This is a genomic window from Micromonospora sp. C95, assembly GCF_018070465.1.
In the GTDB taxonomy this organism is placed as follows: Bacteria; Actinomycetota; Actinomycetes; order Mycobacteriales; family Micromonosporaceae; genus Micromonospora.
Window position 1 is genome coordinate 73,210 of record NZ_JAGPXT010000001.1, and the last position, 20,145, is coordinate 93,354.

At 69.8% G+C, this 20,145-nt stretch carries 22 protein-coding genes; 6 read left to right on the forward strand and 16 right to left on the reverse strand.

Annotated features, from left to right (window positions below):
• Positions 1–308: 308 nt before the first annotated feature.
• Together KBX00_RS00340 and KBX00_RS00345 are read left to right on the forward strand one after the other, a co-directional pair.
• Complete coding sequence (locus KBX00_RS00340) at positions 309–857, forward strand: RNA polymerase sigma factor (RefSeq protein ID WP_210822002.1); 549 nt, start codon at positions 309–311, stop codon at positions 855–857.
• 1 nt (position 858) lies between these two features.
• Positions 859–1,896 carry a CU044_5270 family protein gene (locus KBX00_RS00345; protein WP_210822004.1) on the forward strand — a complete coding sequence of 346 codons (1,038 nt, stop codon included), beginning with the start codon at positions 859–861 and terminating at the stop codon, positions 1,894–1,896.
• Positions 1,897–1,968: 72 nt separating this feature from the next.
• Here the strand turns inward: KBX00_RS00345 and KBX00_RS00350 are convergent, their stop codons facing one another.
• The 4 genes from KBX00_RS00350 to KBX00_RS00365 all read right to left on the reverse strand — a co-directional run bounded on the left by KBX00_RS00350 (position 1,969) and on the right by KBX00_RS00365 (position 5,719).
• Complete coding sequence (locus tag KBX00_RS00350; RefSeq protein WP_210822006.1) at positions 1,969–2,544, reverse strand: peptidase inhibitor family I36 protein; 576 nt, start codon at positions 2,542–2,544, stop codon at positions 1,969–1,971.
• Positions 2,545–3,010: 466 nt separating this feature from the next.
• Positions 3,011–4,432, reverse strand: a complete 1,422-nt coding sequence (locus tag KBX00_RS00355; RefSeq protein WP_210822008.1) for a hypothetical protein — start codon at positions 4,430–4,432, stop codon at positions 3,011–3,013.
• A 2-nt stretch (positions 4,433–4,434) separates the two neighbouring features.
• Complete coding sequence (locus KBX00_RS00360; RefSeq protein ID WP_210822010.1) at positions 4,435–4,734, reverse strand: helix-turn-helix transcriptional regulator; 300 nt, start codon at positions 4,732–4,734, stop codon at positions 4,435–4,437.
• 28 nt (positions 4,735–4,762) lie between these two features.
• A complete protein-coding gene (locus tag KBX00_RS00365; RefSeq protein ID WP_301547164.1) occupies positions 4,763–5,719 on the reverse strand; it encodes a tyrosine-type recombinase/integrase in 957 nt (318 codons plus the stop codon).
• Between the two features lie 256 nt (positions 5,720–5,975).
• On the opposite strand from KBX00_RS00365, the gene KBX00_RS00370 reads away from it, so the two are divergent.
• A complete protein-coding gene (locus tag KBX00_RS00370) occupies positions 5,976–6,131 on the forward strand; it encodes a DNA methyltransferase (RefSeq protein WP_301547106.1) in 156 nt (51 codons plus the stop codon).
• Positions 6,128–6,580, forward strand: a complete 453-nt coding sequence (locus KBX00_RS00375) for an XF1762 family protein (protein WP_210822014.1) — start codon at positions 6,128–6,130, stop codon at positions 6,578–6,580. Before KBX00_RS00370 ends, KBX00_RS00375 begins: the two co-directional genes overlap by 4 nt.
• A gap of 264 nt (positions 6,581–6,844) precedes the next feature.
• Here KBX00_RS00375 and KBX00_RS00380 read toward each other — a convergent pair whose 3' ends face one another.
• Positions 6,845–8,122 carry an IS701 family transposase gene (locus KBX00_RS00380; protein WP_210822016.1) on the reverse strand — a complete coding sequence of 426 codons (1,278 nt, stop codon included), beginning with the start codon at positions 8,120–8,122 and terminating at the stop codon, positions 6,845–6,847.
• 432 nt (positions 8,123–8,554) lie between these two features.
• On the opposite strand from KBX00_RS00380, the gene KBX00_RS29000 reads away from it, so the two are divergent.
• The gene (locus KBX00_RS29000; RefSeq protein ID WP_301547107.1) at positions 8,555–8,857 is read left to right on the forward strand and encodes a hypothetical protein; all 303 of its coding nucleotides are present in this window, start codon (positions 8,555–8,557) and stop codon (positions 8,855–8,857) included.
• On the forward strand, positions 8,854–10,329 hold the full coding sequence (locus tag KBX00_RS00390; protein WP_210822018.1) for a tyrosine-type recombinase/integrase: 1,476 nt from the start codon (positions 8,854–8,856) through the stop codon (positions 10,327–10,329). Before KBX00_RS29000 ends, KBX00_RS00390 begins: the two co-directional genes overlap by 4 nt.
• Before the next feature lie 183 nt (positions 10,330–10,512).
• Here KBX00_RS00390 and KBX00_RS00395 read toward each other — a convergent pair whose 3' ends face one another.
• From KBX00_RS00395 to KBX00_RS00445, 11 genes are all read right to left on the reverse strand, one after another.
• A complete protein-coding gene (locus tag KBX00_RS00395) occupies positions 10,513–11,226 on the reverse strand; it encodes an ATP-binding cassette domain-containing protein (protein ID WP_210822020.1) in 714 nt (237 codons plus the stop codon).
• 38 nt (positions 11,227–11,264) lie between these two features.
• Positions 11,265–11,426, reverse strand: a complete 162-nt coding sequence (locus tag KBX00_RS00400; RefSeq protein WP_210822022.1) for a hypothetical protein — start codon at positions 11,424–11,426, stop codon at positions 11,265–11,267.
• Between the two features lie 296 nt (positions 11,427–11,722).
• Positions 11,723–12,613 (reverse strand): hypothetical protein, encoded by an 891-nt coding sequence (locus KBX00_RS00405; RefSeq protein WP_301547109.1) that lies wholly within the window; start codon positions 12,611–12,613, stop codon positions 11,723–11,725.
• 28 nt (positions 12,614–12,641) lie between these two features.
• Positions 12,642–13,400: a class I SAM-dependent methyltransferase gene (locus KBX00_RS00410; RefSeq protein ID WP_210822024.1), complete on the reverse strand. Its 759-nt coding sequence runs from the start codon at positions 13,398–13,400 to the stop codon at positions 12,642–12,644.
• 51 nt (positions 13,401–13,451) lie between these two features.
• Complete coding sequence (locus KBX00_RS00415) at positions 13,452–13,943, reverse strand: hypothetical protein (RefSeq protein WP_210822026.1); 492 nt, start codon at positions 13,941–13,943, stop codon at positions 13,452–13,454.
• 41 nt (positions 13,944–13,984) lie between these two features.
• Positions 13,985–15,520 (reverse strand): ATP-binding cassette domain-containing protein, encoded by a 1,536-nt coding sequence (locus KBX00_RS00420; RefSeq protein WP_210822028.1) that lies wholly within the window; start codon positions 15,518–15,520, stop codon positions 13,985–13,987.
• Complete coding sequence (locus KBX00_RS00425; RefSeq protein ID WP_307867910.1) at positions 15,517–16,395, reverse strand: branched-chain amino acid ABC transporter permease; 879 nt, start codon at positions 16,393–16,395, stop codon at positions 15,517–15,519. Before KBX00_RS00425 ends, KBX00_RS00420 begins: the two co-directional genes overlap by 4 nt.
• Before the next feature lie 116 nt (positions 16,396–16,511).
• Entirely contained in the window at positions 16,512–17,390 is an 879-nt protein-coding gene (locus tag KBX00_RS00430) for a branched-chain amino acid ABC transporter permease (protein WP_210822032.1), read from the reverse strand.
• A gap of 31 nt (positions 17,391–17,421) precedes the next feature.
• Entirely contained in the window at positions 17,422–18,234 is an 813-nt protein-coding gene (locus tag KBX00_RS00435; protein WP_210822034.1) for a trans-aconitate 2-methyltransferase, read from the reverse strand.
• Between the two features lie 20 nt (positions 18,235–18,254).
• Entirely contained in the window at positions 18,255–19,577 is a 1,323-nt protein-coding gene (locus tag KBX00_RS00440; RefSeq protein WP_210822036.1) for an ABC transporter substrate-binding protein, read from the reverse strand.
• Positions 19,574–20,140: a hypothetical protein gene (locus KBX00_RS00445; RefSeq protein WP_301547110.1), complete on the reverse strand. Its 567-nt coding sequence runs from the start codon at positions 20,138–20,140 to the stop codon at positions 19,574–19,576. Before KBX00_RS00445 ends, KBX00_RS00440 begins: the two co-directional genes overlap by 4 nt.
• Positions 20,141–20,145 lie beyond the last annotated feature (5 nt).

The window sequence follows — 20,145 nt, forward strand, 5'->3', positions numbered from 1 at the left end:
CGGCCTCGCCGCACGACCAGGTGCGAGGACTGAGGCGACGCAGCCGCCGCGGCATCACCAGCGGCTTTACTCGATCGAGGTGGAGAAAGGCGGCAGCTCCAGCCTGGTTCATCAGGAAGGCGCCGAACTCCCAGCCACCGGTCGACGTCAGGATGCGGCAGGAGATTGCCGATCGAAACCTCGGAGCGCCGACGTCGGCAACCGGCGCTGCCCCTGCTGGCCGCCCAGGCAGGCGCTATCGGGTGATTCGTTCGTTGCTGGGTGTGACGTTGTGGCTGGTGCCGGACATAAACACGGTAGGAGGTGCCATGGACGTCGCGGAGAAGCAGTTCACCGAGCTGTACGAGCGTCATTACGGGGACGTGTGGCGGTACGTCGCTCGGCGGGTCGGCGGGTCGGACGTCGGTGATGTTGTTGCCGAGGTCTTCCTCGTCGCGTGGCGACGTCTGCGTGACGTTCCGGCAGGGTCGGCGTTGCCGTGGCTGTACGGGGTGGCTCGTCTGGTGCTGTCGAACGAGGCCAGGGGCCAGCGGCGGTGGCAGGAACTGGCGCTGAGGGTCGCGGCGGAGCCGGGCCGGTCGGTGAGTGTGGATCATGCGGACGAGGTGGTCAGCCAGCGTGACGTCGCGGTGGCGTTCGGCCGGCTGTCCGCCGCGGATCAAGAGATCTTGCGGCTGGTGGCTTGGGAACGGCTGAGTGTCGCTGAGGCTGCGGTCGCTCTCGGCCAGTCCCGAGCGACGTGTGCGATGCGGCTGATGCGGGCTCGCCGCCGGCTTCGAATGCAACTGGACGTGGTGGGTGACGGGGTGCAGCGGGCAACGCGGGCGACGCCGTCGATGTCGAATTGGGGTACATGAGATGAAGGCCGTCAATGAGGTGCGCCAGCTGCTGGGCGGACTGGATCCAGCACGACACGTCCGTCCAGCCGACGAGAACAGCCGCGTGCGGGATCTGGGCCGCATCCTTGCCTCTGATCGCGCTGTGGGCAGCGTCAGGCTAGGGCATCCGCGGCGCCGTTTCGTGTTGGCGGCGGCCGGCGCGGTGGTCCTGGCGGTGGCGGCTGGCGGGGTGGCGCTGGAGACGTTCCGGCAGCCGCAGCCAGCGTTCGCGGCTACGCCGGCGATCCTGAACTACGGGCCGCCCGTGAGCGAGGAGCCGGCCAGCGCCCGGTTGCGACGCCTGGCCGCGCTGGCGGCGGCACAGCCGGCAGCCCAGCAGCCGGCGGGGACGGTGGAGTACCTGGAGTCGACGAACTGGTTCCTGAACTCGTCGATCTCCGGCGGCCGGACGACGTCTGCTGTGGTGCCGCAGCAGTGGCGGTCCTGGCGAACCGATGACGACGCCGGGCGGATGGTCAAGAAGGAACTGCCGCCGACGTTCCGGACTGACGCCGACCGGCGGGAGTGGCAGCGGGGAGGTGGCCGTATCGACTCCTCAGAGGAGGTGCGCGACTTCACCACCGGTGGCTTCTACAGCCGCTTCCAGGGTTCGGTACCGACGGACGCCGGGGTACTGCGGCAGTGGCTGACGGCGGGTGCCTCGGCGCACGAAGCGCCGGTGCAGTATCTGGAGGACGTCGCCGAGCTCGCCGGTGTGCGGTTGCTGAACCCGGCGCAGCGCGCTGCGGTACTCCGGCTGCTCGCTGACCTTCCGGGCGTCACGGTGAGCGGGAGCGTCACGGACCGGGCTGGGCGTCCCGGGGAGGCGTTCTCGATCGTGTCAGACGCTCACGGCCTGCCTGCCCAGTACACCGTGATCGTCGATTCCGGCACCGGCGCGCTGCTGGGGTATGAGGAGATGTTGACCACGACGGCGGGAAAGCTGAACGTGACCATACCTGCGGTAATCAGTTACCGGTCCTACCTGGTCGCCGAGTACGCCGCAATGCCGCGTTGACAGCGTTCGGGTGGGTGGCGCCGAAGACGCCACCCACCCGAGGGTCGAGGCGGTGCCGCTCAGGTCAGCACGTCAGCCGTGGATGTGCTCGGCCCTGTCGTTGTAGCTGCCGAGGTTCGCCGACGCGGTGCAGGCACCCATATTGCGGTTGTCGCCCGCCCCGTCGCCAAGGGTGCCGTTGTCGCTGCCCGAGCACCCGGTCCAACTGCCGCCCTGGTTGTTGGTCCACGAGGAGGTCTGGTCCTTGAAGCCCCACTCGTCCAGGTCGTGCCAGTACTCGTCGTTGAACTGGAGCTTGCGACCCTGGAAGCTCGCATGCTCCCAGATGCAGATCCAGCTGTTGTCGCAACCATTCCACGCGAAGGTGCCGATGGGACCGGCGGACCGTGTCGTGCCGGTCGAGCTGATGCGAGGGGCCAAGTCGGCGGTTGCCTGCTCGTTCGTGGCGTAGCAGCGCACCTCGCTGCGGGACAGGACGGCGCAGACCTGGGCACCTTGCCAGCTCTTGGACAGGTCGATGGTGCGCCCCTGGAACGAGGCGAGCGACGGGTCACGCAGCGACGGGCTGGCGCTCGCCGGGTTCGCCAATGCGGTCACGACGAGAATGGCGACCGCTGTGCTGGCGAGTAGTCTGGTTCGTGTCCTCATGGATTCTCCTCTGGATAGGAATGAGGGCGATTGCGGCCGGGGTGTTGGCGCACCCGGGCTGCGAACTGTCCGTCTCTCCGACGGCTCGTTCCGTCGGAGAGACGGACAACCTGCCGCCGAAGCTAGACCGTGGCGGTGTTTGGCGCGACCCCGTAGGGCGGGTAGGCGAGGTTTGCTCCGAAGGTCGCAACTTGCGCTTTTGCGTGTTCGGATCATCACAGTAAGGTGATGGCGATTCGTGTCGGGCGCTACGGTCGCCATCAACTGAGCGCTCCCGGTTTCCGTTGCTGGCAGCGCGCAGATGCGATTAGCGACGGTGCGAACCTCGGGCTTCGTGATCGCCGTCCGTTCAGTGCCGGGTCACGATGTCGCTGCGGGGCCCTGTGGCGTTCTCCTGCCGTCTTTTGCGTGCGCGTGCCAGGCGGGCTATCGCGGTGGGCTGCAGATCGTCGTGTCAAAGCACGCTTTACTGGGCTCGGCGGTCCGACGGATGCTGTCGTTCTTGGTCGAGATCGTGCGGCCGTGTCTGATCGCCGGCTTCTGGAAAGGCGAGTTCGGCACGATGGACGTTGCCGATCGTGTAGTGCAGGGCTGCCTTTCTGGTGATTCCGATGGCTGCGGCCAGCATGCGCGGGTCGGCGCGCTGGGCGAGATCGGACAGCCTGGTCTGACGCAGGACCTGAGGCGTGAGGGAGACCGTCGTCAGGATCCGCACGGGAAAGCCGATGGAGCAGGGCTTGTTGTGCTGCCGGCTCTGGTGTGTCACGAGCAGAAACCGGTTGTCGGGCGCTGTGGTCGAGCGCTGCTGCAGGCAGGAGCGGATCGCGTCGATGGTCAGCGGGTCGAGCGGCACCGGATGGCGGCGATTGCGCAGTCGAACAGTTGCCTGGTCGAGGTCGATGTCGTCGAGGGTGAGCATGCGAAGGTCGCTGTTGGTGGCCGCGTGGAGCAGGCACAACAGGCCGACCACGCGTTCGCGTGGGTCGGTGTCCTCTCGCCGCCACCGGTTTAGTAGTTGCCGCTGGCGGGCAGGTTCGATCAGCAAACCGGCGTACCCCTTGCGCTGGCTGCGGCGCAGGTCGGCGGCCGGGTTGATCAGAGTGATCTTCCGACGTCGGGCGAAGGCGAAGAAGGCGCGCAGCGCCGGAATGCGCTGGGCGGCGTTGGCGGTGAGGAACCCCTCCAGATCCTCGGCGGTCACGGCAGCCCAGTCGTCGATGACCCGGGCATCGAGGTAATCGGCGAGCTGGAGCAGGACGTTGATGCGGTGGGCGATCGTGGTGTCGCTGAGGCTGGCCCCGCCGTAGAGCCGGGCGCGGCGCTGTTGAACGACCAGGTAGTCGACGAACTGCCGGCCGGCGGGTCTGAGTCTGGGCGGCAAGCGGTCAAGCCGCCCTTGTCTCCATGACTGCACTTCGGTGTCGGTGCTGTCGGCGCGTACGCGGTGGCGGGTGAAAAAGTCACCGAGCATCGCGGCGGTGCGTCGGCTTCCGGGCTCGACACGCAAGGTCGTGATCAGGTCGTCTGGGCGGCAGATGCCGGTAAGGATCAGTCGTTCGATGAGCAACAGGTGCCTGATCACCGTTTTGGCGTGCGCCATTGCCACCCATTCCGTCGCGGCGGTGAAGAACCACGTCGGCAGCTGTCCGTTGCGGACCGACACGCGGTTGCCCAGCCATCCCCACAGCCGCTGCGGTTCGTGATCGTGGCAATCGGTGCACAGCCGCAGCCTTCCCGGGACGGTGCGAGTCTCGACGCCGCAACGCGAACAGGTGATGGTGACGTCGGCCGCGTCGTAGCATCTGCGGCACCGTTGCACGGCGAAGATGCCGGCCGCGCTGCAGCCGCTGCACACACCCTCACGCCGGACGTCGCTGGGTCTGGTCATGGTCAGAACGGCGGCGGGGTTCGGCCGGCCGGGTTGACCTGCTCACCGACTGCTCGGGCGACCGGCTGCGTCTGCGCCGACATAACCGGTTGGGTCGCGGGCGTGGTGTCGATCTCGATGAGATCGTTCGGCGTGCATTGCAGCGCGGTGCACAGGGCGGCGAGAGTCTCCAGCTTCACCTGGTTGGGCTGTTTGGTCATCAACGCGGAGATCGACGCAGAAGACAATTCGTGGCCGGCCCTGTCGATCAGCAGCCGGCGTAGCTGGGCTCCTGTCCACACCTCTCGCTGGGCGGCTGCCATACGCAGTCTCCACCGAATTCGCATGGCACTACTCCTTGCTCGTGCCGAGATCGCCGGTCAAGTCGTTCAACGCGGCGCCGACCGCGCTGCGGTAGGCGTCCTCGATGAACGTCGAGGACGGCGTCACGTAACCCATCGTCGTTCCGACATGCCAATGACCGAGCATCTGCTGGATGGCCACCAGGTCGACGCCACGCTCGTAGTTGCGGGTGGCGCAGGCATGGCGGAGTGCGTGCGGGCTGAACCCCACCTCGTGTTCGCGTCCTTCCACCTTCAGCAGGTACTTCAACCGATTGCGAACGGTTCCGCTGCTGAGCAGGCCGCCACCTTCGTCGCAGAACAGCATCGGCTCGTTCCTGCGGAAGCGGGGCCGCACATCGGACAAGTACCAGCGCAGGATCAGATGCAGGTCGTCGAGCATCGGCACCCAGCGCGGGCGTGGCCCCGATCCCTTGGCTGCCTTACCGAACCGCACGTGCAGCTTCCCGAAGGGGCCGCGGTCGAAGTGCACGTCGCGGATCTCGAGTTTGGTGGCCTCGGACGCCCGCAGACCGGCGTGGTACAAGGTCCGGTATAGCGCATAGTCCCGCGCCCACGGCGCCCACTTGCGGACCACGCCCATCTGCGTACGGATGAACGCGAAGAAGTCGTCCATACGCTCGGGCGTCGGCGGCACGATCTCGGTCGCGTCGTCCACATGCCGGCCGGCGTGGAACTCGTCGATCGGATCCTGCAGCCGCACCCCGAACCGTTGCTCGATCTCAGCAGCATGCCGGGCCAGCAGGTAGCGGAAGAACTGTCGAAACGTTCCAACATAGTCACGACGTGTCACCGCCCCGGTGCCCCGGGCGACCAACGCCTCCACCACCCGATCCACGTCGGCAGGGGTCAACTCCCACGCCGGCCGACCCGCCAATCCCAGAAACCGGTCCAGAGCGGCATTGTCCTTCTCGATCGTGAGCGCGCTGAAGTTGCGCGCCACCATGCTGGACACCCAGCCACCGACACACCGTGCCTGAAACGCCAACGGCTCCTCGGTCTCGCAAGCCGTCACCGCGACCGCCGCAGTTCCCTGGACCAGTCGCAGTCCCGGACGTCCGTTCATCACCGCGTGCATCCCTTCGACACCCCTTTGAACTTCCAGGTGCCGCCTAAAGATGCGGGCCAGAACCGAAAGAGTCGCGGAACCAAGGTCTCGCGCATTCCTGCAGGCCAAATGGCGTCAGGGCTGTCTGGAACGTGTGCGTACCACGGGTGGCGCCGGCACCACCGGGGTCGCCGCGCTCCAGCTCGGCCGCCGCTACGTCGGTGTCGACATCAACGCCTCGTTCCACGACCAGGCGCTGAAACGGCTCCATCCGCACCTGCCCGACTCGTCGAGCGAGGAGAGCGGATGAGCCTACGGACCGTGCCCGTCACCTTCGCCCAAGCGTGCGCGTTCGTGCACGACTGGCACCGGCACCACCGACCGCCGCGCGGACACAAATTCAGCATCGGAGCCGCCAACGAGGACGGCGTCCTGGTCGGCGTCGCCGTCGTCGGGCGTCCGGTCGCCCGGATGCTCGACGACGGCCTGACCTTGGAGGTGACCAGGGTCGCCACCGACGGCAGCCGCAACGCGAACTCGCTGCTGTACGCGGCGGCGTGGCGGGCCGCACGAGCACTCGGCTACCGACGCCTGCTCACCTACACCCAGCAGGGCGAGTCCGGAGCCAGCCTGCGGGCGGCCGGATGGCGCATCGTCGCCACCCGCCCGCCAGCACCAGGCTGGTCCCGACCGAGCCGGCCTCGTACCGATCACGGCACAGGGCACATCGGCCGCCAGCGGTGGCACGCCCCAAGCTAAGCCGTTCCCCAACATCCCCGATGACCATTTCCGGCCGGGAGCGGCGGCGCAATCCGCCGCCCCGGCACCCGCTCGTGCAAAGGAGAAGCCTGTCCGGCATCCATAACCACAGGCCGGACACCCTGCTCTCCGTTGCAGGCCGGCGCCTCGGTGCGTGTGGTGGCTGACAGGAGTAAGGGCTCGCAGAGCCATCGCAGCATTTTGTTGCGCCGCCTCTGAGGGCCACGCCATTCGGCGATCTAGTACGGCAGCCGCCGTTCGGGATCATGGCTGAAGTTCGAGGTTGAGGCGGCGTGTGTAGTGGGATCGTCGGGCTCGGGCTTGATGCCGGCGCCGCCACTGTGACCAGCGCAAACGGTGGGCGAGGTTGCTGATCGGGCGGATGATGCTGGCGTTGATCAGACGGCGGACTTCGTTGACCGTCAGCTTGATCAGTCCGGTGTCGGCAGGGTCGTGGCGGGCCGCGTCGGCTGCGCAGATCGCCAGGACGGCGAGGGCGGCTAACGCGAGGGTGGTGAACCGGTGCCAGGAGTCCCAGCGGCGGACCTGGTGCTGGTCCAGGCCGACCTGGCCTTTGGCGGCTTGAAAGCTCTCTTCGACGGTCCAGCGGATCCCGGCGACGCGGACGAGTTGGGCGAGGGTGGCCGGCTTCGGAGTCCAGCAGCGGTAGAAGGCCAGCTCGCCGGTGGTGGTGTTGCGGCGGATCAGGAGGCTGTGCCGGCCTGCGTCGTCGGGGTCGGCGTCGGTGCACACGTCGTCGAGCCAGGCCCAGTCGTAGTAGCGGGGGCCCTTGGATCCGGAGCCGGCGCTGCGGCGCTGCCACGCCGTCTTGGGCAGGTTGACGGCGATGCGGTCGGCGCGGACTCTGGTCCTGCCGCCGTCGAGGGGCACCAGGTGACTGCGCGACACGGCCAGGACGTAGCCCAGCTGGTGGTGGCGCAGGTGGGCGCGGAACGCGGCGCTGTTGCCGTATGCCTCGTCCGCGGCGACCCACCCCGCGGGCACGCCGGCGTCGAGGGCGGCGGTGATCATGTCGGCGGCCAGCTCCGAACGGGTGGCGAATCCGACCTCGTCGGGCACGCCGGCGGCCTGGCACCGCGTACGGTCGTCGGTCCATGACGCCGGCAGATACACCCGTCGGTCGATCAGGGTATGCCCGTCGGAGCCGGCGTAGCCCAGGAACACCCCCACCTGGCTGTTCTCGATCCGCCCCGCCGTGCCGGTGTACTGGCGCTGCACCCCGACCGAATGCACGCCCTTCTTCAGGTCACCGGTCTCGTCCACGACCAGGACCGCATCCGGGCCACCGAACCGGCCGACGATCAGCTGCCGCAGGTCATCACGCACGGCATCGGCGTCCCACACTGCCCGGTACAGCAGCCGCTGCATCCCGTCGGGCCGGGCGTGTCCGGCCTGCTCGGCCAACTGCCAGCACGTCTTGACCTCAAGCTCAGTCAGCAGCCCCGTCACGAACGCCGCCGCGCACCGACGCGGCTCCACCCGCCCGAACCGCCCCGCGAAACACCCGAGCACCCCGGCCATGACCCGCTCCCACAAAGCAGGGTCTACGCTGTCGCCTGCGGCCACCGCCAGATCTGATGTTGTGTCCACAACGCACAGACGATCACGCGGTGGCCGCCTCGCGTCCACCCCACCTCACCAGCAACATCTCAAACGGCGGCTGCCGTACTAGCCGGCGGGGCGCGCGAACAACCTCGCCTCGTCACCACTACCTCGGCCCCACCAGAACGGGACAGCCATCACCTCCGACGTCGACTCACACCGTGCCGGTACGCGATCGCGCCAATGGACGCCAGCACAGCCCGCTACCGATGACACGACGCCTGTGAACCGAGCAGCAGTTCGTCTCAGTTGCTCAACGCCCCTCTACAACCCATGTCAGGAGTAATCACCGTGACCAGCCACAACAGCGACCCTCGCAGGGCTTTCCCTACGACCGGCAGCGGTAGGCAGGTGTGGACCGAGGAACGAATCCGTGCTCTCGGCGCGATCACCGACCTACCCACCGCCGGCCGCATCTTCGGCCTCGGCCGGGCCCTGTCCTACGAACTCGCCCGCACCGGCGACTTCCCCGTTGCCGTCATCCGCGCCGGCACCCGATACAAGGTGCCCGTGGCCGGCATCCTCACCGCCCTCGGCCTACAGCCGTCCCTGGGCGACTTGACGCCGGGCGGCATGCCAAGCGTCGATCACCAGCGGGAAATCAGCAGCATCGACCCGCCGCACAGCGGCGGCGACGGAAAGGCCGAACCGTGACCCGCGCCCGCAGCCCCGAAGGGGCACTCACCAAACGCTGCACCTGCACCGACCCCGACACCGGCAAGCGGCTCGGCAGCCGGTGCCCGAAACTCCGCCGCCCCGGCGGCGGCTGGCACCCCACCCACGGCGTGTGGGGCTACCAGGTCGAACTACCCATCCGGCCCGCGCAGCCCCGCCGACAGCTACGCCGCTCCGGCTTCGACAGCCGCGACGCCGCCACCACCGAACTGCGTCACGCCCGCGCGCTACTCGACCTCGCCGACGGCGACCACCACCTCGCCGTGCAGGTCGGAGATCTGCTCCACGCCTGCCGGCCCGGCACACCGCTGCCCGACCGCGACACGATCGCCGCCCGCATCCGCGCCGGTGTGCCCGCATCCGTACCCACCACCACCGGCGAATACCTCACCGGATGGCTGCAGGGACGGCGTGGACTCGCGGAAAAGACCACTCGCGGCTACTCCGACCACATCCGCCAGTACCTGATTCCCCACCTCGGGAAGGTTCCCATCCAGAGCCTGCGCACCGGCCACATCGAGGCCATGTTCACCGCGATCGGCCGCCAGCAGGACGACATCCGCGCCGCCCGCGGCAGCACCGACCCCGCGACACGGGCGAAGGTCAGGGGCGTGCGGCCGATGAAAGCGGCCAGCATCCAACGCCTCTACGCCACCCTGCGCAAGGCCCTCAACGACGCGGTCGTCCGAGCCAAGCTGATCCCCACCAACCCCGCCCTCGGCGTTGAACTACCCGCCGCCCGCCGCCCCAAGGCACGGGTATGGACCACCAAAGCGGTCGAGCACTGGCAGGCCACAGGGCAGCGCCCCAGCCCGGTGATGGTGTGGATGCCCGCACAGGCCGGACGCTTCCTCGACCGCGCGGAGCGCCACGACATCGTCCTCTACGCCATGTTTCTGCTGATCCTGCATCGAGGTCTGCGCCGTGGGGAGGCGTGCGGGCTACGCGACCACGACGTCGACCTCGACGCCGGGTACCTCACCGTCGTCCAACAGATCACCACCGTCGGCTACACACCCGTCACCCGTCACGTCAAAAGCGACGCCGGGGATCGCGTGATCCCCCTCGGTCCGAAAACCATCGCCGTTCTACGCGACTACCTCGAGATGCGCCAACGCTGGCAGGCCGTCAGCGGCGACGAGTGGCCCGACAGCGGCTTGTTCTTCGTCCGCCCCGATGGCCAGCCGTGGCATCCCCAAACCATCAGCGACCGCTTCGACCACCTCATCGCCAAAGCCGGGCTACCGCCCGTACGGCTACACGACCTACGCCACTGCGCCGCCACCTACCTGCGCCACGGCGGCGCCGACATGAAAGAAGTCCAGGAAACCCTCGGCCACTCCACCATCAGCCTCACCTCCGACACCTACACCAGCGTCATCATCGAACTCGAACGCGGCACCGCCGACGCCGCCGCCGACCTCATCCCCCGCAACGACAGCGCGGCATAGCCCACAAGGCACAGCGCACCCCCCGTCGGGGGAGCCGGAAGCCGGGCGCCGTCGTGGCGGCAGGTGCCGACCGGGCCGGCGGCGCAGCCACGGTGGTGGCGGTGGCCAGCACAACACCCGCCACCACCGCAGTGCCGAGCGCGGGTGGCCTTGCGACGAAGTAGGGCATAGACGGGCTTCGGGTCACTGTTCTCGCTCCGCATATCCGTCGCCGGGCTCAGTGAGTGTGAGGCGACGGCACAGCGCATGGCTGGCAGTGGCGGCTCGGGTGTAGCCGAGGAGTTGTCCGGCGGCGAGGACGTGCAGGGTGTCGGCGATCTTCGCGGCGACGCCGGCGTGCGGGAGCGCGGCGAGGACAGTCACGCCTCGGGCTGGAAGGTCTCGCAGCACGGTGATGATTTGATCGGCCGCGGTGGGGGCGAGACCTTCGATCGGCTCGTCCGCCAGCAGCAGTCGCGGTGCGGTGCGTAGCGCGCATGCGGTGGTAAGCATCTGCTGCTCACCATTGGATAGCTGCGCCGCACGGTGGCTCATGCGCGCGGTCAATGGTGGGAACAGTTCCAGAACGTCTTCCACTGTCCACGCCCGGCCGCGTTGCGGTCGGATCGAGGCGAGATGCTCGGCTACGGTCAGGGACTGCGTCAGCCGGTGTCGCTGTGGGGCGAGCGCGACGCCGGCGCGGGCGGCAGCATCTGATGGCCAGCCGGTCACCGGTCGACCGTCGAGATAGATGGCACCGGCGGTGGGCTGCAGGTGGCCGGCGATGGTGCGCAGCAGGGTCGTCTTACCGGCCCCTGGGGAGCCGATGACCGCATGCACTGCGGGGCTGGGCAGGTGGAGGGTGACGCCGTGCAGGGCTGGAGCGCCCCCCGCGTAGCTGACGGTGAGGTCACGCACAAGCAGCACGCTGCTCGTCGGGCCATCCAAGCGCGGCATTACTGCGCCTTACCGGGTGGCAATCGTGCTGCTCTGCCACTGCGTGTTACTGCCGTCAGGGTCTGCTCGCCCTGCTCGGTGAGCGCGACGGTGAGTGCGCGCTGATGCGGGATCTGTTCCAGAATTCCTTCGGCCAGGAGCAGGTTCAGGTTGTCACGCACGGTGCTTGTGGTCAGGGCGGGGACAGCTTCCGCGAGGCTTCGGACGGTCCAGTGGCGTCGTGTGTCGGCGAGCAGGGTGTCGTAGATGAGGCGGCGGGCGCGGGTCAGGCGACGTACGAGTTGCCCGGCCCTCGTCTGTCCCCTCTGCGCTGCGCCGCTGGTCGCCGGACTCCTTCTGCCGGAGGTGCCGCCGGTGACGTGTCCCGGCGCGCGGACGGCGGCCGGGACCACCCTGTCTGCCTCTCTAGCACTGGTGTGTGGCTCCGTCCGGCTGACGCGGGCTGCCTGCGGCGTGCTCATCGAACCTTCGATCCTGTTGTGGAGGGCAGGTCGTGGTCCGTGGCGGTGCGGCCTCGGGTGAGGACGAGCACGAACTTGAACAGTCCGGGCCGGGGACCCTCGACCTGCTCTGCCGCGGACAGCAGTTCGCCCGTGACCGGGTCGATGATCAGCGTTGACGTGGAGCGGTCGGCGACCGCTTGGAAGGACATGCCTGTGCGGCCGGCGAGGTCGGTCGTCGTTCCCCGGTAGGTGATGCCGGGTACCGCGGCGAGGACTTTCAGGGTGGCGGCGCGCTGCTGCTGGTCGAGGTAGGAGTCGGTCGCGAGTCTGACGACGCTGTCGACGAGCAGTCTCGGGTAGGCGGGTTCGGCGGCCAGCTCGGGTGGCACCAGATGTGCGATCAGGGTGTCCGCGTCGGTGGGGAACGTCTCGGGTAGGGGTGGGTGCAGTTCTCCTGGCCGGTAGCGGATGGTTCTCGGCTCGGCGTTGTCGAACAGACTCCGTTCGTCGCGGGTGGGCTGGCGGTTGACGCCTCGCAGGTCGGGTGCGGTGCGGATGACGTCTCGACCGGAGTGGTTCCCGGTGTGCCGCCACCGCCGCAGGTCGGTGCGGACGATGGTGTTGGTCGCACGGTTCCAGGTCTGGGTGTGCAGGTGTTCGTAGGGCAGCCTGGTGATGCTGTCGCCCTGTGTACCGCGGAGGGTTTCGGCGAGGACCGTGAGTCGCCGCGGCGCGGTGAGCTCGGCACCGGTGACGGTCTGGGCCTGTGGGTGGGCTGGCGGCGTCGCGGTGGCCGCAGTGCCGGTCGCGTCTGGTCGTGTGGCGGCGGCGTCAGGTCCGGACTGGCACGCGGCGAGCAGGACGACCGCGCCGCCGACCAGCGTGGTGAGCAGATTGCGGGCCATGGGAGTCAGGTTCATGGTGGCCGGCGGTTCAGGCGGCCTTGTGGGCGTGGATGAACTGGCGCTCGTAGGACGCCAGGAGCACGCCGGGGTCGGCCATGAGCGTGCCAAACCGGTCGATGTCGCTGTCGGTGAGTCCGGTCAGGGTGGGGCGTAGGTGCGTGACGATGTCCGCGAGGAGACGGCATCCGGGACCGCCCCCGGTCCAGGTCTCGATGCCGGTGTGCACGCAGTGCCCCGCCATACCGGATTCCAGCAGCAGCGTCTCGATGTCGCTGGTCCAGGTCCCCGCGCCGTCTGAGCCCACAAGAGCCCTGCGCACGTGGTGCATGACGTCGCTGATCAGGTCGGCGTCCTCGGCGCCGGGTGCCCGGTAGATCCGAGGCGGGGTGGGCGTGATGGTGGCCAGGGCGAGCGTGCCGCCGGGCCGGAGCCGGGCGATCATCTGCTGGACCACGTCGACCGGATCGCGGAGAGGACCGTGCCAGCGGGCCACGATGTGGTCGTAGCTGTCGGTCGTGCCGGGCAGCAAGTCGCGGTTCGGGTCTCGCCGATAGATGTCGATGATGTGGGTGGGGGCGAGGTGGCTGGTGTCGGCGTCGACGGCGGTGACCGACCCGTCCGGGCCGACGAGCGTGGCGAGGTGGGCGGTGATCTCACCGGGGCCGGCGCCGACCTCCAGCACAGCCTGGCCGGGTGTGATGTCGAGCCGGTCCAGGTTGGTGCGGATGGTCGAGTCGAGAAGCTGGTGCGTCGGCCCCAGGCGTGCGGGCAGTGATGTTGGGGTCATGGGTTCCCTCCGGGCGTGCGTCGCGGGTCAGGACTGATAGGCGTGGCAGTGTCAGCGAAGCTCGACGGTGTCGGGGTGATGGACGAGGACGTGGTCGATGAGGCGGATCAGGTGCTGGCGGATGTCGGCGCGGGTGGATCGGTGCCAGCGTTGGTAGGTGATCAGTGGTCGGGCCGCCGAGGTGCGGCGGTCGTGGGCGGCGGCCGAGCCGACGACGAGGGCTTCCAGGTACTCGGCGTCGTGGCGGGTGAGGCAGAAGCAGACGTAGAAGCGACGCCTGGTGGTGGCGGGGTAGGGCTGGAGGAGTTGCCAGCAGGTGGTGCAGCGGGCCAGGTCGGTGAGCAGCCACAGGCTGGTGTCGTCGTCGGGGAAGCCACCGCCGGTACGCGCGTAATCGTGGTGGGTGGGGTGGTTGGCGACGATGTTCGGGTTCTCGTCGCCAACCACCCGCTGCCGTCCGCCCTGCCGGAGGCTGCTGGGCGGGCGGCGGTGTCCACCCGACACGGCCGGGCCGGCGGGCCGGGTGAACCACGGCGCAGGCACGCAGGTCGCCTCGCCGCTTCGGTGGGAATCAGGGGTCGGGTTCATGCTGTGGCGGTGGCCGGGATGGTGAGCAGGTCGTGGAGCTGATCGGGGCAGTCGCGCAGGTCGGCGGTGGCGACGTGGCGGGCGATGCGGGCACGGTCGAGCACCGCGATGTCGTGCGCGACGTGGAGGGCGAGGGGCAGGTTCTGCTCGGCGAGCAGGACGGCGGTGCCGCGGTTGGCGAGGCTGGTGATGATCGCCGCGAGGTGGCTGATGACGGCGGGAGCGAGTCCTTCGGAGGGTTCGTCCAGCAGCAGCACGTCGGGTGCGGCGACGAGCGCGCGGGCGAGGGCGAGCATCTGCTGCTCGCCGCCGGAGAGTTGGTCGGGTCGGTGGTGGCGCCGCTCGGCCAGGGCCGGGAACAGGTCGAGAACCTGCCGCGGGGTGACGGTGCGGGCACGGGTGGGATGTGGTGTGGGTAGGGCGAGGTGTTCGTCGACGGTGAGTCCGGCGAACAGACGGCGGCCCTGGGGGACGAGACCGAGACCGGCGCGGGCCCGGGCGCGGGTGTCGAGCCCCGCGACGGATCGACCGTGCAGGTGGATGTCGCTGCCGGGCCCGGCCGGGTGCAGGCCGGCGATGGTGTTGATCAGGGTGGTTTTCCCGGCGCCGTTGCGGCCGACGACCGCGGTCACTCGCCCGGCACGCACGTCGAGGGTGATGTCGGTGAGCACGGCAGCGCCGGTGTAGCCGGCACGCAGGTCGCGTACCCGCAGGACAGGCGCCCCGGTCGGGTGCGGGCAGGCGCTGGCGGCATTGGTGGGGGCTGGTGGGCTGGTGGGGGTGGCGCCGAGGTAGACGCGGCGTACGTCGGGGTGGTCGCGGATGTCGGTGGGTGTGCCGGTGGTGATGTGTCGGCCGTGGTGCAGGACGGTGACGGTGTCGGCGACGGCGGCGACCATGTCGAGGTTGTGGTCGACCAGCAGCACGCTGATGTCGGCTGGCAGGGCACGGATCAGCTGGGTGAGTCCGGTGATCTCGCCGGTGGTGAGGCCGGCGGACGGTTCGTCGAGCAGCAGCAGCCGGGGCCGGCCCGCGAGGGCGACGGCGATCTCCAGTCGGCGTTGGTCGCCGTAGGCGAGCCGCGCGGCGGGCAGGTCGGCGTGGTCGGTGAGGCCGACCTGCGTCAACGCCTGATACGCGGCGGCCACCGCCCGAGGATCGGTACGCAGGGCGGCCAGGCGTTGCCCGGGCACGGCGAGCAGCACGTTCTGCGCGGCGGTGAGCGGGCGGGTCAGGGCGGGGTGTTGCCAGGTGCGGGCGATGCCGGCGCGGGCGCGGCGGTGTGGCGGCCAGCGGCGGATGTCGTGTCCGGCGTAGCGGATGCGGCCCGCGGTCGGGCGCAGGGTGCCGGCGATGAGGTGCAGCAGGGTGGATTTCCCGGCGCCGTTGGGTCCGATGATCGCGTGCCGGGCACCGGCGTGCAGGTCGAGGCTGACCTCGTCGACAGCGTGGCGGACACCGTAGCTGCGGCTGACACCCTCTAGCCGCAGCAGGGGGCTATTCGTGTTCGGGTGCGGTGATGGTGTGGTCATGGCCGCCTCCACGGGAATCGGCAGGTGAGGTCGGCGAGGCGGTGCCGGGGCAGGTAGGCCAGGAGGAGGAAGCACAGGCCGAGCAGGGTGGTGCCGTGGCCGGCGAGGAGTCCACCGGCCCAGTCGCGGGCGGCGACGAGCAGGATCGCGCCGGCGCAGGCGCCGGTCATGCTGCCCGAGCCGATGAGCGCGGCGGCCAGGGCGAGGGCGGAGATGCCCATGGCGGCGTCGGCGGGTGAGACGTACCGGGTGACCGCGATCGACAGGGCACCCGCCGCGCCGGCGATGCCACCGGCGAGAACGTAGGCGGCGAGGAGCAGCCGCCCGGGATGGTGTCCGGTGGCCTGGACCCGGGGTTCGTGGGCGGCGATGCCCCGCAGCAGCAGGGCGAAGCGGCTGCGGACGAGCAACGCGACGGCGACGCCGATGAGCAGGGTGCAGGCGAGCACGTACAGGTACACCCAGCCCGGTCGCACCATCGCCGGCAGGCCGGGCAGCGCGATCACGGGCGGGGTGTGGACGCCTTCGCTGCCGCCCGGTGCCCACGCGTTGGCGGCGGCGTGCACGAGTTCACCGAGGCCGAAGGTGACCATGAGGAAGGTGGTGCCCCGCGCCCGCACCGCCAGCAGACCGGTCACGGCGGCGGCGACCGCCCCGCCAGCGGTGGCCGCGAGCAACTGGATCGGGCCGAGGCTGGTCACAGTGGCGATCGTGGCGGCGGTGTACGCGCCGACGGCAAGGTAGGCGGCCTGGCCCAACGGCGGCAGTCCGGCCAGCCCGACCAACACCTGGGCGCTCATGGCGAGCACAGCCATAACCAGGCCGGTGGCGGCGAGGGAGATGACGTACCCGTTGACCAGCCACGGCAGTCCCACCGCTCCTGCCAGAGCAACGGCTCCCGCGACAGCCGGCAACCACACCGGTATGGAGCGGCGTCGACTGTTCGGCGTAGGGGTGGTGGCTGCACCGGGGCTGGGGGTGAGGGTGGTGGTCATGCGGGCCGTCCGGGGAGTGTGGTGCGCTGCCGGAGGGTGAGCGCGGCGAGCATGGCGGCGGCGAGAACGAACGCGGCGGCGCCGGGGGCGAGGGCGACGCCGAGGGTGAGGGTCTGTCCGACGCCGAGTGCGGCGAGCAGGGCGCCGCGGATGCTGCCGAGTCCCCCGACGACGCAGACGATCAGCGAGTACACCAGGATCGTGGTGTCCGCCCCCGGTGCCGGCCCGATGACCGGGGCGCCGAGCACCCCGGCGGTCACCGCGAGGACTCCCCCACCGACCAACACCCCGGTCCGGACGATGCCGGTGCGCAGGCCGATGGCGGCGGCCATCCCCGCGTCGGCGACCACCGCACGCACGACCGCCCCGGTACGGGAACGTTCGACAAGCCAGAACAGCGCCACGGCCAGCACGGCGGCGACCGCGATGAACCCCAGCCGGTAGACCGGATACTGAAAGGCGCCCAGGCTGACCGACCCGGCCACGGCCTGGGGTGGGTCGACCGAGCGCGGCTCGGCGCCGAACACCGTGCTGAACTGGTCGGCGGCGATGTAGGCGACGCCGAGGGTGGCCAGCACCTGATCCAACGGCCGATCGGTGAGAGGGCGCACGGCGGCGGCGAGCCCCGCACCGCCGAGAGCGCCCACCGCCACGGCGGCGGCGAGGGCGAGGGTGAGGCCGGTGAAGCCGCCGTCGGCGAGGTGCCAGGCGAGGTAGGCGCCGGCGAGGTAGAGGGTGCCGTGGGCCATGGAGAACACCCCGGCCACGCCGACGATCAGCGTCAGGCCGGCCGCGATGACGAACAGCAGCAGCCCGTGGGCGACCCCGTCCAGCGCGGTGATCGTGTAGGCGTTGACGAGCCCGTCCAGGCCCACGACACCCTCCCTTCCTTTTCTCGGGGGTTTGTCAGGCGGGGATGGGGCGTCGGCCGGTGGTGGTGTGCATCAGGTAGCCCGACAGCATCAGCTCCGGGTCCATCAGCACCTCCCGCAACTCGGCTAGGTCCTCAGCCGTCATGCCGGCGGCCAGCAGTTCCCGCTCGCGTTGGATGGAGTTGGAGCGGTGCAGCAGGCAGATGCCGGTGCCGCCGCGCCAGGACCGGGATTCGATGCGGCTGGTCACGTTGATCAGGCCGGCGCGCAGCATCGCCTCGGGTGCCCGTGTGGCCCAGCCCATGTCCGCGCCCCGCGACTCGCCGAAGGACAGCAGGGCGTCCTGGAAGCGTTCGATCAGCTGGGTGGCGCGAGGGCTGGGGCTGGCGCGGATCATGTCCCGCCAGGTGCAGTCCCAGTCCGCCACCACCAGCACCCCGCCAGGGGCGAGGGCTCGCGCCAGCTGGGTGAGGACCTGTTCGCGTTCGGGTAGGTGCATCAGGACCAGCCGGGCCACGATGACCTGCTGCGACCCCTCCAGCTCCATGTTCCGGATGTCGCCGGCTCGGACGGTGACGGTGGGGCCGGCGGTGATGTGGCGGGGGTCGAGGTCCACGGCGGTGACGTGCCCGTCCGGGGCGACCTGGTCGGCGAGCCAGGCGGTCAGGGTGCCCGCCCCGGCGCCGATGTCGGTGACCCTGCATCCCGGTCCCACACCAATCTCCCGCAGGGTCTGTCGGGTGCCCGGGTCGAGGATCTCGCCCAGGTGGCGAAGCTGGTGGGCGGCCTCGTCGGTGGCGTTGTCGAACATGTACCCGGTCTGTCCGTCAGTGGTGGTCGTGCTCATCGCAGGTGCCTCTCTGTTGGTCAGGAGCCGAGGGTGGTCAGGGTCTGCACGGTGCGGTTGACCCACACCTGCCCGTCCTGGGCGACCTCGCGCAGGTAGTACGCCTGCACCGGGGTGTGGTTCTTGGGTCCGAACTGCCAACTTCCGCGGGGCGAGTCGATGGCTCCGACCCGTGACAGCGCCGCCGTCACCGACTGCGACGTCAACCCGCCCGCCGCCGCGTCCGGTGCGGTCGACGGTGTCGCCTCCGCGCTGGCCGTCGGGCTGCCCTCGCCGGCTGGTGCCGTGGGGGCGGGTGCGGCGTCGGGTCGGGCGGTCGCTTCGGCGATGGCCCGGTCCAGCACGAGAGCGGCGTCCCAGGCGCAGACGTGGTAGGTGTTCGGCAGTTTCCCGTCGTTGGCCGAGGTGTAGCGGCGCACGAAGTCCCGGTTGGCCGCGTTGTCGAGGGTGGTGGAGTAGTTCAGGGCGGTGTAGATGCCCTTGGCCTTCTCCCCCAAGGCCGCCAGTGGTGCGCCTTCGGTGAGGAACCCCGAGGCGTACAGCGGGATGTCGACGCCGTACTGCCGGTACTGCTTGACGAACTCGATCGCGCTGGCACCGGCGTAGAAGGTGTAGACCGCCGCCGGGGCGGCCTGCTTGATCTGCGTGAGGTAGGGGGAGAACTCGGTGGTCGGGGCCGGCGCCCACGGCGTCCACGTCGGTTTCCCGTCGGGGTTGGCGAGCTGACCGCCGGCCTCACGGAACGCGTCAACGAAGCCCGCGATCTGGTCGTGGCCGCCGATGTAGTCCGGGCCGATCACCCACACCCGCCCCTGCCCCACCTTGTCGCGTAGGTAGCCGGCGATCGACGCGCCGGTCTCCTGGCTCAACCACGACGTCGACCACAGGTAAGTCGGATCATCGACGGTGGAGGGCCGACCGCCGATACCGATCAGCGGCACCTTCGCTTCGTTCAACAGCGGATACAGGGTTTGCACCGTGTCGGCGGTCGTCCCACCGACCAGCGCGAGGACCTTGTCCTGCTCGATGAGCTTGCGCGCCGCCGCCAACGCGGTGGCCTTGCCGTCACCCTCGTCGGCCTCGATCACCTTCACGGGCCGGCCCCCGAGCCGCCCGCCGAGCTTGTCCAGAGCCAGCCGCCAGCCGGCGGCCTGGTCATCGCCGATCGCCTTGTAGGGGCCGGACTTCGGCACGATCAACCCGATACGGATCTCATCACCGCCGCTGGTCGAATCACCGAGGCTCGACCCGGTGCATCCGGAGACGGCGAGCAACACGGCGGCCACGATGGCGGCGATCGACAGTCGCCGCCGACACCGGCGGGTAGCTGGTGGAGAAGTCACGGAAGTCCTTTCGTCCGAACGCTGTGATCAGGAAGGGGAAGAGGCCTGCGGTGCCGCTGGTGGGCGGCAGGCTCGGCAGTGATGAGGTGGTGCAGGACAGCCAGGACAGAGGCAGGTTCCGCCGCGTCGCAGGTCAGCACCGGAACCCGCGACGGAACGCGCAGCGCCTCTCGGATCTCACGGCGGTTACGGGCACCCACGGTCGGCCGATTGACCGCCACCAGATACGGCACCTGGCGGGCGTCGAGGAAGTCCAGCGCCGGATACGACGCCGGTAGACAGGTCGTGTCGACCAACACCACCGCCCCGCACGCGCCGGCAGCGAGGCGGTCCCACAACCACCACCAGCGCCGCTGGTCCGGAGTGGTGCGCAAGGCGACGGTGACACCGCCCGGCAGCGTGGCGTAGCCGATCTCCCACACACTGCCCGGATAGCCCGCCAACACCGCGTGGCCGCGGCTGGCGGCCCGTAGGAAGCAGGTCTTGCCCACTCCCGGGCCGCCGGCCACCAGCACTGTGAGCACGGACGGGCGACCGCCCATCACGCTGACGTCCGTGGACATACTCA

Excerpts from the sequence above, each read along its gene's own strand:
- KBX00_RS00340 (WP_210822002.1), top strand. The coding sequence starts at position 309 with ATGGACGTCGCGGAGAAGCAGTTCACCGAGCTGTACGAGCGTCATTAC.
- KBX00_RS00345 (WP_210822004.1), top strand. The coding sequence starts at position 859 with ATGAAGGCCGTCAATGAGGTGCGCCAGCTGCTGGGCGGACTGGATCCA.
- KBX00_RS00350 (WP_210822006.1), bottom strand. The coding sequence starts at position 2,544 with ATGAGGACACGAACCAGACTACTCGCCAGCACAGCGGTCGCCATTCTC.
- KBX00_RS00355 (WP_210822008.1), bottom strand. The coding sequence starts at position 4,432 with ATGACCAGACCCAGCGACGTCCGGCGTGAGGGTGTGTGCAGCGGCTGC.
- KBX00_RS00360 (WP_210822010.1), bottom strand. The coding sequence starts at position 4,734 with ATGGCAGCCGCCCAGCGAGAGGTGTGGACAGGAGCCCAGCTACGCCGG.
- KBX00_RS00365 (WP_301547164.1), bottom strand. The coding sequence starts at position 5,719 with ATGGTGGCGCGCAACTTCAGCGCGCTCACGATCGAGAAGGACAATGCC.
- KBX00_RS00375 (WP_210822014.1), top strand. The coding sequence starts at position 6,128 with ATGAGCCTACGGACCGTGCCCGTCACCTTCGCCCAAGCGTGCGCGTTC.
- KBX00_RS00380 (WP_210822016.1), bottom strand. The coding sequence starts at position 8,122 with ATGGCCGGGGTGCTCGGGTGTTTCGCGGGGCGGTTCGGGCGGGTGGAG.
- KBX00_RS00405 (WP_301547109.1), bottom strand. The coding sequence starts at position 12,613 with ATGGCCCGCAATCTGCTCACCACGCTGGTCGGCGGCGCGGTCGTCCTG.
- KBX00_RS00410 (WP_210822024.1), bottom strand. The coding sequence starts at position 13,400 with ATGACCCCAACATCACTGCCCGCACGCCTGGGGCCGACGCACCAGCTT.
- KBX00_RS00420 (WP_210822028.1), bottom strand. The coding sequence starts at position 15,520 with ATGACCACACCATCACCGCACCCGAACACGAATAGCCCCCTGCTGCGG.
- KBX00_RS00435 (WP_210822034.1), bottom strand. The coding sequence starts at position 18,234 with ATGAGCACGACCACCACTGACGGACAGACCGGGTACATGTTCGACAAC.
- KBX00_RS00445 (WP_301547110.1), bottom strand. The coding sequence starts at position 20,140 with ATGTCCACGGACGTCAGCGTGATGGGCGGTCGCCCGTCCGTGCTCACA.